Below are 13,476 nucleotides of genomic sequence, written 5' to 3'. Positions count from 1 at the left end.
TGACCTATCGTGCATAGCGATGACGGCTCACAGTCTCGCTACCTTCGTCGGTAATCCCGTTCCCCAGATCGTCTTCGCGGTGTTCCTCGTGCTGGCCTGGCCCCTCAGCCGCCTGGCCGGCCGGGACACCGGGCGCCGGGCGGTCGCCGCGCTGTTCCTCGTGTCGGCCGGGATGATCATCGCGCTGACGGCGACGCCGAGCTACACCGATCCGGCCTCGTACTCGGCCATCCCGCCGCACTTCCTCACCGAGCTGGACCAGCCGCGCGTGATCTGGGCGAAGCTGACCGCCGCACCCTCCGACGCCGAGCAGATCGCGAACATCGCCCTCTACGTGCCGCTCGGCATCTTCGGCCGGCTGCTCTGGCGCAGCACGGCCCGCGCCACCGTCTGCGGCTTCGTCATGGTGCTGGTCATCGAGACGGTGCAGTACGTCATTCCCGGCCGGGCGGGCTCGATCACCGACATCCGCAACAACACCCTCGGGGCGTTCCTGGGCGCGGCGGCCGTGTCGCTCGTGCTGCTCGCGCAGACGGAGCGGCGGCCATCGGTACGCCGTACCCGATGACCGCCGCTCGTCGAACGCTCAGAGCACCGTGCGATGCCCGAGGTCGGTGAGCCGGTAGGTCGCGTCCAGCAGTACGGGCGTGCCCGCGAGCCAGCTGTGGTCGACGCCCGGGTGCAGCGTGTGCACCAGCACGGCGTCCCACTCGGACGCGTCGGTCGCCCGTACCGAATGCATTCGACCACCCCGGACCAGGATGGATCCGACGAGGTCGTCGGTGAAGGAGACCGACGCGCCGGCCTCACGCATCCGGTCGATGATCTCCAGAGCGGGAGATTCCCGTACGTCGGCCACGCCCGGCTTGTAGGCCACGCCGACCACCAGGATCTTCGCGTTCCCGAGCGCCTTGCCCGTGCCGGCCAGCACCTCGACCAGGCGCTGCACGACCCGCCCCGGCCGGGCCGCCACCTGGGTCATGGCGGTCTCGATAAGCGGGGAGCTGATGCGGTCGCCGCGCAGCTGCCAGAGCAGGTAATGCGGGTCGCAGGGAATGCAGTGCCCGCCGACGCCGGGGCCCGGGTAGAACGGCATGAATCCGTACGGCTTGGTCGCCGCCGCGTCGATGACCTCGGTGATGTCGAGTCCCATGCCGCGGCTGATGTCGGCGAACTCGTTGGCCATCGAGATGTTGACGGCCCGGAAGGTGTTCTCGTACAGCTTGGTCATCTCGGCGGCCTCGACGCTGCTGACCGGGTGCACGTAGCTGGCGCAACCCTCGAGCAGCTCGGTCGTACGCCGCACGCACTCCGCCGTCACCCCGCCCACGACCCGCGGCACCTGCTTCTGCACGTGCCGCTCGTTGCCCGGGTCGATGCGCTCCGGCGCGAACGCCACGAAGACGTCCTTGCCCGCCTCGAGGCCCCGCTCGCGCAGCGGCTCCACAAGGAAGTCGCGGGTGCAGCCGACGTACGTGGTGGAGGTGAGCACCAGAGTCTGGCCGGGAACGGCCTGCTCGACGACGCTGCGGCAGGCGGCGCGCAGCGCGTCGAGGTCCGGCGCCAGGTGGTGGTCGATCGGCGTCGGCACGCAGATGAGCACCACCCGCGCCGTCGCGCTCTCCGCCGGGTCCGTCGTCAGGCGGAAGGCGTCCCCGGCCTCGAGGGCCTCGAAGAGCCGCGAACGGTCCGACGACAGCAGGTCGACCGACCCCTCGCGGATCGCGTCGACCCGCTCGGCGCTGATCTCCATACCGACCACCCGCTGCCCGGCAGCCTGCAAGGCCAGCGCCGTGGGAAGCCCGACGTATCCGAGGCCGACGACCGCGACGTCGTACCGGAACGGGCTGTCCCGGGCGGGCCGCTGGATCGGCATTCCCAGACGCGACAATCTCGCCGGCGCCACGTGGTCGACGGTCTGCGAGGAAAACAAGATGTCCTTCTCCGATGTCAGTAGGAGTGGTCAGATGCCGTGCGGGAGGCGCAGCACGGCCGTCTCGCGCAGATCAACAGGACCGCCCTGCCGCGCGATATGCGCGGCACCGACGGACACCTGTTCCCGCGCCTCGCACAGGACCGAAAGCTGCTTGGTGATCCGCTCCGGCTCGTCATAAGGGGCGAGCGCCTGCACCTCGTACGGATCGAGCGCCGGAACCTCGACGTGCGAGATCAGCGGGTGAAGCGGACGCACGTCCTGCTCCCCCGCACCGAACAGCTCCTCGTGCAGCTTCTCGCCGGGCCGAAGCCCGGTGAACACGATCTCGACCGGGGTGTCGGCCTGCTCGGCCATCTGCCGCGCCACCTGGGCGATCTGCACGGGCCGGCCCATCTCGAGCACCAGCGCCTCACCGTCCCGCCCGATCGCGGCGGCCTGGATGACCAGCTGCACAGCCTCCTGAACGGTCATGAAATACCGCGTCACCTCCGGATCGGTGACGGTGACCGGCCCCCCGGCGGCGATCTGCGCCGCGAACGCGGTCAGCACCGACCCGCGACTGCCCAGCACATTCCCGAACCGAACGCTGAGGTACGTCCCGTCCCCGGTGGTGGCGGCGTGAGCGGTGAGCCGTTCGGTGATCCGCTTCGAGAACCCGAGCACGCTGCTCGGATTCGCGGCCTTGTCGGTGGAGATGTTCACGAACCGCTCGACCCCGACCGCGGCGGCCGCGTCGAGAACGGTCTGCGTACCCCAGACGTTGCTCTTGACCGCCTCACCCGGGTGGTTCTCCAGCAGCGAAAGATGCTTCAGCGCGGCCGCATGGAAAACAACCTGCGGCCGCCGCTCGGCGAAAATCGCCGAGATCCCGTCGGCATCCCGAAGATCGGCCAGGATCAGCTCCGGGCTGTCGAGCAGCGCCCGGCCGTGAATAGACAGCTGTACGGCGTGCAGCGCGGACTCGTCCCGGTCGAGCATCATCAGCTCGGCGGGCTGGAACCGGTGCAGCTGCCGGCACAGCTCGGACCCGATCGAGCCCCCCGCACCGGTGACCAGCACCCGCTTGCCCTTGAGGTATCCGGCGATCGCGTCGAGGTCGGTGTCGACCTGGTGCCGCCCGAGCAGGTCGGCGATGTTGACATCCCGCACGTCAGCGGCGCTGACCTTGCCGTCGAGCAGCTCGGTGAAGGACGGCACGACCTTGAAGGTCGCCCCGGCATCGAGCGTGCGGCGGCGGATGTCACGGATGATCGCGGCGTCCACGTTGGCCACCGCGAAGATGACGGTCTTGGCGCCGGTGGCGGTCAGGGCGGCGGGGATGTCGTTGCGGTTGCCCTTGACGGCGATGCCGTTCACCCGCAGGTGGCGCTTGCCCGGGTCGTCGTCGATCAGGCCTACGGGTACGTACTGGCTGTGGGGGTCCTGCATGAGGGAGCGGAGCAGGCGCTGGCCCGCGGTGCCGGCGCCGAAGAGTAGGACCGGAGTGGCCTGCTGGGCGTCGGGGCGCAGGCGGCGCTCGTGCTGCAGGCGGCGTACGTACCGCACGGCCGACATGACGACCAGCGCCATCGGGCCGCCGACCAGGGAGGCGCTCAGGGGCAGCGGGCGCTGCGGCACGGCCAGGTCGATCGCGAACAGGATCAGGACGACCGCGAGGGCGGTCGTGAAGACGGCCCGGGCCTCCTCGAAGGTGCCGAAGCCGTAGCGGCCGCGGTAGAGGAACTGCTGGTGCCCGATCACCGTGTGCAGGACCACGGCGACGGCCACCGCGGCAGCGGTGGCGGTCAGCGGCGCCGCCGCGACGTCGCCGTCGTAACGAGCGGCAACCGCCCCCACAAGGCCGAGCGCCCAGGCACCAGCGTCCACCAGCCAGGGGCCGACGACGCGAGTACGAGGAGCTGGGGTTTCGGACTGTCGAATCCGCGCTGCGAATGACATACGGCCTCTTCAGAGAAGTTTTCGACTTTTCGACGGAGCTCCGCACCGCGGACGAACATGAATGCGGTATAGCGGCGTTTCGATGGACGGCGCAAGGCGACCAGTCTGATAGGGACAACGCGTTTCGGCGACTCACATACATGCGCAGATCGGCCGGGACACGCTAGCCGTACGGCGGATACCCCAGACGTTCCGGAGGAATCCGATGACGAGAGATCCTTCTGCGTGGACGTACGTATTAGTCCTTTGGCGTGAATGTGAAAATGCCCCGTCGCACAAACGCGGCGAGGCATTTCCTGGCGCTCTTTCATGCTAGGCGCAGGGTGCTCCCGGCTGGACGGACGACTGCCATGGCCGGACACCTGGCGTGGTCCAGAGCTGGGGATACACCGTGTCGCCGTCCTCCGGCGACGCCCCTGGCTGAATGGTGACGTCGTACGTCTTGCTCGCTCCCGGTGGAAGATCGACCGTCAGCACAGCAACCGCCCGGTCCCGCTCCAGGCCGGTGCCGAACTGTACTTCCTTGCCGTCCAATGTCGCATCCACGACACCACCGCCGGTGGGGCTGAAGATCATGACATTCGTCCGGGAGGTGTACTTGTCCCCCGTAAGAGCAAGCCCAGTTACGTAATCGGGAAGATTCGCCGTCGGCGCAGTCGACCCGAGCGTCAACTTGAGGTGGAACTCCCGGCCGCCCTCGTCGTCGCAGTCGCCTACCGTCAGCTCAGCCGCGTGTGAAAGGTAGTAGTCCAGCTTCGCGCCGGTGCCGTCGTTCAGGAACACTCCAACCGTCGGCCGGCTCGCCTCGTCGCTAGGCAGGCGACCCTCGAGCACGGTGCCAGCCAGAGCGGCCTCCTCGGCTTCGTCAGCCGTCCACATAAGCAGGCGGCGCTCGCCGGCAGCGCGGGCTAGCTGCGTCACCATGTTCTTGGCATCGCCTTGACCCTTGATCAGGGCCTCAAAGGTTGCCCGCGCAGCCTTGGCGAAGTACGCATCCTGATCTTCCGGATTGGGATACTTCGCGTACGCCTCGGAGAGCAGGACCCTCACGGCGTTGTCCGCAGTGAGCGGCTCGCCCTCGGGCATCTTCAGTGCACCAGTTGCCTTCAGCACGTACGACAGGGCTATCGGGTCAGTAGCCATGACGCCGTCGACCGTGACGCCAGACCGCTTGCGATACATCGCCCGCATGAGACCGGCTGCAGTCGGAAAGTCGGGCGTCAGATTCACGTCCGCTGGGAAGACCGCTGGCCGGTCGGTGTAGAGCGCCACCTGATCGGGCTCAAGTTCCTGCACCGGCGGGTCGAACGTGGCAATGTCGCTGGCAGCCGTTCCCTGGTCAGTGATCGTGACGGCACCGGCGTCAGCGTGGACCACGATGTAGGCGCCCGGCATACCCCCGGTAGCACGGATCTCGGCGTTGTTCTGGAACAGGACGAGATAGTTGCGCGGCCCCTGCGCACCCAGCATGCGCGGAAGCAGGCGAGCGGCACGATCCGCCGTGGAGACGAGCTGGTCCGCCTTGCCAAGGCCGTCAGCCAGCTGCGATACGGCCGCACTGACTTGATCCATCAGTCCGTCCGGGTCGATGGTTCCAACCTCGACGCGAGCTCGCCTGATGACCGCTAGCCCTGCCGCAATACGAGGAGCTGCGGCTGTCAGCGAAGACAGATCGACGCGTCCGTCGCGGGGCGCCAGCGACTTAGGGTCCAGGCCAGCCGCCACATCGAGCAGCGACGGCAGCCCATCGACGGCGAGGTCGTCCAAGACCTTCGCCACCGTACGGACAGCCGCGAGGTCGTCCCCGAACAGCGGGGTCTTGGAAGCGATCGACCAGCCGACACCGTCGGTTTCGCCGCGCGCGGCCCTCGTTTCCTGCTGCAGCGCGGACAGCGTGCCTTGAGCAGCGCCCACCTCCCCCGCCCGGATCTGCTGCTGCAGCTGGACGAACAGGCCGGCTGCGGTCTGCAGATGGCCCTTCGCACGCCATCCCTGCATACCGACCCAGCCGGTGCCAAGGACGAGTCCGGCGACGAGGCCGGCCGCAACCAGCATGATCGCCTTGCGGCGGCCCGCACGTCGCTTTTTGACGCTCGGCGCGGTTGCGCCCTCGGACGCACGACGCACCTTCTTGAACTCGATGTGCGGCTCCGCCTCAGTTGGCGGTGTGAAGGAGTACCGATCCGGTCCGCTCGGAGGCGATGGCTGATCTTCGTTCGGCACGCTGAAAGATCCCTAGAGACGAAGGTTAAGCGGCAGCAGGCGACCGCTGACTGGATAACGAGCCGATACAGCTACGCGCAAGTGATCATTGCCCGGTGTGTCCAAACTTCGGCCAACCCTGACTAACGGAACAGCGGACCGACGGGTGTTCGGCTTACCCCCTTGTAGTGAATTTCGGACCCTCACTGAAGACGCCCGAATCCTTCGTGCCGAGTCCGATACCCCCGCGGTGACCCGTCGTTGGTCCCGGGTGAATCGATCGTCTTTCAACGATGCTCGCAGGGGTCGGGCGATACGGGCGGCCAGCCCGATCCCGAGCGCGTGCCCCCAGACGATCGGGTCATGAAGTTGAGGACCCTACGCATTTGAGCCCCCGAAGGTCAGTCAGGGTTCGCGGGAAACCTGCGAGGACGACGTCGTGATCACCTGCGGCAGCCGAAGCCATAGGCGGGGCATCCACCAAGGAGCGGTGTAGTGAGAGTTGTTGTTACAGGCGGAGCCGGATTCATCGGAGCTAACCTTTGTCGAGAACTGATCATGCGGCCAGCAATCGACGAGGTCATCGTTCTCGACAACCTCAGCACCGGTTACGAGGAGAACCTGAGGGGAGTTGATGTCGAGTTCGTCAACGGCAGCATGCTGGACCGACCGTTACTGCAAGAAGTCATCGCCGGCGCCGACACAGTAATCCACCTGGCTGCTCGACCCTCTGTCCCAAGGTCGATCGCCGATCCGATCGCTAGTCACGAGGCCAACGCCACTGGCACGTTGTACGTGCTGGAAGAATGCCGCCGGGCCGGGGCCTCCATCGTCGTGGCTTCGTCGTCGTCGGTGTACGGCTCCGTTCCTGAACTTCCTCGGCGTGAAGATCTCCCAACTCGGCCCCAGAGCCCGTACGCCGCCAGCAAGCTGGCCGGGGAGTCCTACGCTCTGGCGTACGGGAACTCGTTCGGTCTGAGTGCGCTCGTGTTCCGCTTCTTCAACGTCTATGGTCCGCTGCAGTCCTCTGGCCACGCATATGCCGCCGTAATCCCGGCATTCATCCACGCCGCCCTCAGCGGATCGCCCCTGCGCATCCACGGCGACGGGACCCAGACACGTGACTTCACCTACGTCGGTTCCGTAGTGAAGGTACTGGCGGACGCGGCAACACGCAGAGTGAGCGCCGCCACTCCTGTCAACCTGGCCTTCGGCAGCCGGATCTCCCTCTTGGAGATCAAGGACCGCCTAGAGGTTTTGCTCGACCGTACTCTCGACGTGTCGTTCGAGCCCACACGGCAAGGCGACGTCAGGGACTCTCAAGCAGCGAGTCGTGTATTGCTCGACCTCTTCCCGGACTGTGATCCGGTCCCGTTCGAGGACGGTCTGGAGCTCACGCTCAAGTGGTACCAGGAGCACCTCAACGTCGAAGCCGCAGGACTTGCGGCGAGCGGCGGAAACGGTGGCCATGCCTGAGGCCTACAGGGTTGACATCCTGATCAAGACCAGCACGGGCGGCAAGTGGATCCTTGAACAGGCGGAAGAGCTTCTTCGGCGCGGCAACAAGGTGCGCGTCATCCTGCCCCTCGGGCGAAAGGGTGAGCTGGGAAAGACGCTAGAAAGACACCGCATCGAGACGGTCGAGTCGCCCACTGACTTCCGTTTTCGCCCGAACTTTGGGACCATCCGAGGGTTGTATCGCCTCCGCAGGGAAATCCGACGAAACGGAACCGACGTCGTCTTGTCGCACTTGTATGCGTCAACTCTCGCAGCTCGGATTTCTACCCTCGGGCTCGCGCTTCGCCGAGTACAAATGGTCGCTGGCCCACTTTTCCTGGAATCCGCCTTGGTTAGAGCCGTCGAACGGTCAGCCAGCCGCGTGGACCACGTGATCATCAACGGATGCGCTAATGCCCGCGACAGGTATGTCGCACTCGGCTACCCATCCGAGCGCTCACCTGTCATCAGCTACGGAGTCGACACCCGCCATTATTCACGGGACGAGGTCGCCAAGGCGGCCAATCCTTCGATGGGGCAAGTCGCGACCGCCGATCATGCATCTGCCCTGCGCGCCGAAGTCCGGGACCAATTAGGAATCTCACGGGATGCCTTTGTCGCGATCATGGTTGCATTCGTATACGGGCCGAAGGGCCTGGTCCATAAAGGTGTCGGCATCAAGGGGCATCACCTTATTCTTGAGGCGTGGAGAAGGTTCTCCGATTCCCACCCCAACACCCACTTGCTGCTGGTCGGCGGAGGGCACGGTGCCGGGGGCGAGCGTTACCGCGAAGAGTTGATTCGGAACTTCGAGCTGAACTCGTCGCCTAACGTACTTTGGCTGGAGTCGGTTGACGACGTGCGCAAGTACTACGTCGCCGCGGATGTCAGCGTCAGCCCGTCACTCTCGGAAGGGCACGGAGCTGCCCTCGAGGCGAGCTCCATGAGCCTTCCGAGCATTGTGTCCGATGCCGGCGGACTTCCAGAGACTGTTACATCGGACTCCGGGTGGGTGGTACCCCGCGGCAAATCTGAACCGTTGCTAAACGCACTTGACGTCGCATATCGCGAGTTCAAGCTAGACCGACTGGGCCGACGCGGCGAACACGCGAGGAGGCTTGCCGAGAAAAAATTTGATCGCATGCGGAACGCGGGCGCCGTAGCCGACGTAGTCGAGAAGCAAGCTTCCCAAGTTCAGTCCAAACGTTGCGAGGATCTGAATAGCAACGGCGACTCTACGGGGACGATCAGCGAAAAGATGAGGTGAAGTGGTTTCTGCGCCAGCCACGCGGTGGCAAAGAAATCCGCCACGCCGGGTCGCGAGGTCCAGCGGTTTGAGGAAGAACCTAGCCTGGAGCCTCGCAGGGAATGCAACGTATGCCGGGATGCAATGGGCGACTGTCGTTGTGATTGCGCGCACCGGTAACACTGAAATGGTCGGGCGATTCTCTCTGGCGCTCGCGGTTACCGCACCAATAACGTTACTCGCTGCAATGTCGCTGAGGACCGTGTTCGTGACGGATCCAAGTCGTCAGTGCTCCTTCGGCGACTACCTCCGCGTACGACTGACTTCCATGTTACTAGCGTTCATTGCCATCGCGGCAGTTAGCCTACATTTCGATCACCAAACACGCGATGTGATTCTAGTTGTAGGCATCGCGAAGACCATCGACGGCATCGGCGACATGCTGGTCGGCGTTTTCCAAAAGATGAATGACATGCGCCGAATTGCTATGTCTTCAATTTTGAACGGCACTCTGACGACGGGGCTTGTCGCGGTGAGCCTGTTGACCACCTCCAGCATCACGATCGCTTGCTGGGGTTCGGTACTGGCGTCGACCCTCAGCTCCATCGTCTATTGCTCGGTTGCTCTGCGCAGAACCGCCTCTCGCAGTGAGGCGGCAGACATCAGGGAATTTCCGATTCCAGTCGACCCACGATCTCGACTCGTCCGTTCACGGGCGCTTGTGCTGACAGCGCTTCCACTAGGGCTTGCGGCAAGTATAAGCTCGGCGACTTGGAACGTTCCGCGATACGTGCTGGGCGCCGAAACCAGCATCACAACATTGGGCATTTTCAGTGCAATCAGCTACATTCCTACCGTAATAAACATCGCCGCGGCGGCACTCGCCCAGAACCTGCTTCCCAAATTGACGAACATGCGGAATGCAGGAGAAGGCAAGCGAGCCCGGCAGCTCGTGACGAGAATACTGGTTCTCGCCGCCGCGATGTCACTGGTTCTATCGCTGCTATCCTATATCTTCGCTGCAACGCTGCTGAACGCGGTTTACGGCCATGAGTACGCACAGCATGCTGGACTTCTGACTTTACTCATGGCCACGACCACGGCAGGGGCAGCGGGTTTCGTTCTCGACGCGGCCCTGTCCGCCCAAAGACGCTTCCGTGGCCAGCTCGCGGCGAACGCCTTTGCATGCTTGGTGTGCTCGGCATTTTCATTCTCCTTGATACCGAGAGCCGGCATCGTAGGCGCCGGTATCGCGGTGGCAGGAATGACATTTGCACTCCTTACCATCAAACTTGCCTTGTTCATTATCAGCGCGCGGCAGCCATTAGAGTCCGAGTCGTCTAGGTCAGGTTGATAACGATGAAGCTTGTCATCGTGACAGAACAGAGGCTGCTGCGCGCAGCCGACGGCTCCTATTGGGTAGACGAGGGCATGGGGAATGAGTTCTGGACGAGATATCTAGTGGCATTTGACCATGTGCGTGTAGTAGCGCGGGTGCAGGAGTGTCCCACACCGCCGTCTCGCGCCCGCCGGGTCGACGGTCCAAACGTCAGCGTGTGGGCCCTTCCCTTCTACTCAGGCCCGCTAGGATATCTACAGAACTCATTGTCGGTGAGGCGTCGGGTCAGAGGCTCGGCCGGCTCCGAGGACGGCGTTCTACTGCGGGTGCCATCTCAACTGGGCACGATCCTGGCCTCTGCGCGCACCCGCCGCAGACTGCCGTTCGCTCTCGAGGTAGTTGGCGATCCGTACGACGTCTTCTCCAGCGACTCCACCAAGACACCGTTGCGACCCCTCCTCCGCACCTGGTTCACGTCCTCACTGCGCGACCAGGCACGCCGTGCGCTGGGCGTCGCGTACGTCACCGAGCGGACGCTTCAGGAGCGATACCCGCCTGGACCCCAGGCACTCTCGACGCATTACTCGAGCATCGAGCTCCCGGACAGCGCGTTCCTACCGAAGGCCCGGGCTATAGGTTCGTTTAGTGGTTTGGGACGGTTGATCTCGGTTGGCTCTCTTCAACAGCCATACAAGGGGATCGATGTTCTGATTCGCTCAATCGCTACGCTGAGTCGACGCGGAATCGAGACATCCCTCGTCCACATCGGCGATGGAGCCTACCGATCGCAGTTGCAGGCGTTGGCCAGAGATCTGGGCATCGCCGACAGAATCAACTTCGCGGGACGCCTAGCCCCTGGCAGGGAAATTCAGAACCGTCTGCGCAATGCCGACCTCTTCGTTTTGCCCTCACGAACGGAGGGTCTACCTCGCGCATTAATCGAGGCCATGGCCCTCGGCCTTCCGGCGGTCGCCTCCAACGTGGGCGGCGTTCCTGAACTGCTGGATGCCATGTACACGGTTCCGCCTGGCGACGAACTGGCACTGGCAAACTCGATCGAATGGCTAATCGGCGATGAAGACCGCCTGTGTACCGCCGGGCAAAAGAATTTGGCACGCGCGCAAGACTTCAGCGATTCCGTGCTAACACCCCGTCGCAATGCTTTCTATGAGGCCCTATGCGAAGCGTTCGGCCGGTCCTGTTCCGCGCCGGACAAACCGTATCCTCCAACGCCTTCACAATCACCCAGCGGACCGGATCAATGTCGTCCGGCGTTATCCCATGACGCGGCGAATGGAGAGGCTGACTCAAGTTGATTCGACTCGGCTCCTGCAACAGCCCTGCAAACAAGTCCACCCTGCCCCTCTCCGATCCGTCTTCGGATCCCGCCGACCGCCGGAAGTCAGCACATTCTGTTGCGCGACTGGACCCGCCATGCCAACGCCAATGATCATAATGCATGGTACGGCTGAAGGGAGGTGCCGCCATGACGGCGTCCAACGGCCTTAGCGCAGCCGGCATTCTTCTCGTCGTCCTGGTAAGCCTCGCGCTCGTCGCGTTGATGGCTCTACGCTCAGGCAGCAAGAGCATCACGACCTTCATCGCAGGATATTTTTTGCTATTCGCCTTCGGTCCCGTAGTCAACTATCTGCTAGGAAACGAGATCTACTTCGGGATTGAACCCTCGTGGATTCCTGCTGCTGCTACGGGGATGTGCGTGGCCATCATAGGAATGTGCGCTGGTATCTTCCTGTTCCCCCAACGCCAACAGTTCGATCGGCTAGGTCTCGCCGCCGACGACCGCACCTACCCAAGCGTAGCAGTTCTCCACATCGCCATGAGCGGGTACGCGATCTTCACGATCGTAAAGCTGGGCGGAAGCATTGCGGAGCTTGATAAGATCAAGAAGGTGCTTGCAGCGGGACCATACCATTATGACTATCTGCTGCTGGCGATGCTCGCCTCAGCCTTCTTCTTTACCTCCGAACGCGACAGGTTCGGACGCTGCTGCTTCTGGCTGCACGTAGCGACATACACGACCTACTGCCTAATCCTGGATGAACGAGATTTCATCTTCGTCTTCGTTAGCCTGTTCCTACACGCCCGGCTTTTCCGCAAGAAGGTCACCGTCTGGCCTCCCTTGCTCATCGGCTCGGCACTCTTCGCTCTAGCTACCTACCTGTTCGCCGCCCGCTCCGGAGAAGAGGCTGATACAGCTCAGGCCTTGAACCAAGGCTCCCTTCTCTTCGTTGACGGCTTTATTACTGAGCGTTATCCCACCTTCCTTCCTTATCGCTGGGGAGGGACATACGTAGACGCTCTTGCAAGCCTCGCACCTAGTTGGCTGGTGGCTCCGAGTCCCACCCTGGCAGATCAGCTAGTACAGAGCTATGCTCCCGGATCGCATAGTGGGTACGGCTTCTCGCTGACCGCAGAGGCATACATGAACTTCGGATTTATCGGTATCTTGGTGGTGTTTTTGCTACTAGCGACTTGCCAGCAGAAGCTGGTAAATCGATGTGACCGTTCCTTGTTCTCGATCTACTGCAGCGTCGTATTTACTGTAGTGTGGATGTACGCAATGCGGGGTGAGAGTTTTCAACTCCTGAAGGCTTTGCTGGACGGTGCGCTTCTATACGGCATTGTCAGCATCACCTCGTGGCGTCGGGCAAGGACAACCAGATCCAATCGTTTTAAGGCGACTCGCGGAGCGGTGCAGGACACAAAGGTCAGCCTTGCGGACAACACCGCTTGATGTACTTCGGTTAAGGATCCCGGCGTGCATACCTGCTACCCTTCGCCTTCCTTCGAGCTCAGCTGTCGCTCCCCGTGGCGCGCGTAGGATTGTTGAGCACGTGGCCTTTGGGTCGCTCGCCGTGGCGGCGCCTCCGGTTCCACCGCGCCCCATTCTCGACGATCCACGGCCCGTTCATGCGGTGAACTAAGCAATTTTAGCCATGCCCGCTGCTCATCGTATTTAGTAGACTACATCGGCTGCGCTCCGGCCTCGAGGGCTGGCGGGAGGGCCCGCATATTTGGCGCGATCTCGACGTTCGAACGCACCGCGGTGAGGGTGGCTGGCTAGCTGCTCCGTGATCTCGGTACGTCCGCTGGGTCCGCGTGTGCATTTCGCTCGGCGGCCCGTGAGGTCGAGAGCCATGGCACCGATCTGACCCACGTTGCGGCACTGGTTCCAGGTTCACCAGCATCGGCACGGTTCAACGAACCTTCGTCTTGGGGCGGTCGAGTTGCTTCGGTGTCTCGTTCCGGGTCGCCCGGACGGGCAGCCGCGTGACAACCGGAACCCACAGCCTGTTG

At 63.5% G+C, this 13,476-nt stretch carries 9 protein-coding genes; 6 read left to right on the top strand and 3 right to left on the bottom strand.

Features of this window, described 5'->3' with window-relative positions; all coding sequences use genetic code 11:
- Positions 1 to 19: 19 nt before the first annotated feature.
- Entirely contained in the window at positions 20 to 568 is a 549-nt protein-coding gene (locus ACIBO8_RS35835; protein ID WP_396119968.1) for a VanZ family protein, read from the top strand.
- Between the two features lie 18 nt (positions 569 to 586).
- Here the strand turns inward: ACIBO8_RS35835 and ACIBO8_RS35830 are convergent, their stop codons facing one another.
- The 3 genes from ACIBO8_RS35830 to ACIBO8_RS35820 all read right to left on the bottom strand — a co-directional run bounded on the left by ACIBO8_RS35830 (position 587) and on the right by ACIBO8_RS35820 (position 6,097).
- A complete protein-coding gene (locus tag ACIBO8_RS35830; RefSeq protein WP_396119967.1) occupies positions 587 to 1,876 on the bottom strand; it encodes a nucleotide sugar dehydrogenase in 1,290 nt (429 codons plus the stop codon).
- Between the two features lie 87 nt (positions 1,877 to 1,963).
- Positions 1,964 to 3,802 (bottom strand): polysaccharide biosynthesis protein, encoded by a 1,839-nt coding sequence (locus ACIBO8_RS35825; protein ID WP_396119966.1) that lies wholly within the window; start codon positions 3,800 to 3,802, stop codon positions 1,964 to 1,966.
- Between the two features lie 384 nt (positions 3,803 to 4,186).
- The gene (locus ACIBO8_RS35820) at positions 4,187 to 6,097 is read right to left on the bottom strand and encodes a DUF4012 domain-containing protein (protein WP_396119965.1); all 1,911 of its coding nucleotides are present in this window, start codon (positions 6,095 to 6,097) and stop codon (positions 4,187 to 4,189) included.
- Positions 6,098 to 6,571: 474 nt separating this feature from the next.
- On the opposite strand from ACIBO8_RS35820, the gene ACIBO8_RS35815 reads away from it, so the two are divergent.
- From ACIBO8_RS35815 to wzy, 5 genes are all read left to right on the top strand, one after another.
- The gene (locus ACIBO8_RS35815) at positions 6,572 to 7,552 is read left to right on the top strand and encodes an NAD-dependent epimerase/dehydratase family protein (RefSeq protein WP_396119964.1); all 981 of its coding nucleotides are present in this window, start codon (positions 6,572 to 6,574) and stop codon (positions 7,550 to 7,552) included.
- Positions 7,545 to 8,840, top strand: a complete 1,296-nt coding sequence (locus tag ACIBO8_RS35810; protein ID WP_396119963.1) for a glycosyltransferase — start codon at positions 7,545 to 7,547, stop codon at positions 8,838 to 8,840. The genes ACIBO8_RS35815 and ACIBO8_RS35810 overlap by 8 nt, the downstream gene beginning before the upstream one ends.
- A 1-nt stretch (position 8,841) precedes the next feature.
- Positions 8,842 to 10,173, top strand: coding sequence for a lipopolysaccharide biosynthesis protein (locus tag ACIBO8_RS35805; protein ID WP_396119962.1), 1,332 nt, complete (start codon positions 8,842 to 8,844; stop codon positions 10,171 to 10,173).
- Positions 10,174 to 10,484: 311 nt separating this feature from the next.
- Complete coding sequence (locus tag ACIBO8_RS35800; protein ID WP_396119960.1) at positions 10,485 to 11,474, top strand: glycosyltransferase family 4 protein; 990 nt, start codon at positions 10,485 to 10,487, stop codon at positions 11,472 to 11,474.
- Positions 11,475 to 11,644: 170 nt separating this feature from the next.
- Positions 11,645 to 12,913 carry an O-antigen polysaccharide polymerase Wzy gene (gene wzy / locus ACIBO8_RS35795; protein WP_396119959.1) on the top strand — a complete coding sequence of 423 codons (1,269 nt, stop codon included), beginning with the start codon at positions 11,645 to 11,647 and terminating at the stop codon, positions 12,911 to 12,913.
- The last annotated feature ends 563 nt before the right edge of the window (positions 12,914 to 13,476 follow it).

It is taken from the genome of Actinoplanes sp. NPDC049681 (assembly GCF_044465265.1).
GTDB lineage: Bacteria > Actinomycetota > Actinomycetes > Mycobacteriales > Micromonosporaceae > Actinoplanes.
The sequence above is the reverse complement of the archived record's forward strand: the minus strand, read 5'-3'. Positions and strand labels throughout refer to the sequence as shown.

Excerpts from the sequence above, each read along its gene's own strand:
- ACIBO8_RS35835 (WP_396119968.1), top strand. The coding sequence starts at position 20 with ATGACGGCTCACAGTCTCGCTACCTTCGTCGGTAATCCCGTTCCCCAG.
- ACIBO8_RS35830 (WP_396119967.1), bottom strand. The coding sequence starts at position 1,876 with ATGCCGATCCAGCGGCCCGCCCGGGACAGCCCGTTCCGGTACGACGTC.
- ACIBO8_RS35810 (WP_396119963.1), top strand. The coding sequence starts at position 7,545 with ATGCCTGAGGCCTACAGGGTTGACATCCTGATCAAGACCAGCACGGGC.
- wzy (WP_396119959.1), top strand. The coding sequence starts at position 11,645 with ATGACGGCGTCCAACGGCCTTAGCGCAGCCGGCATTCTTCTCGTCGTC.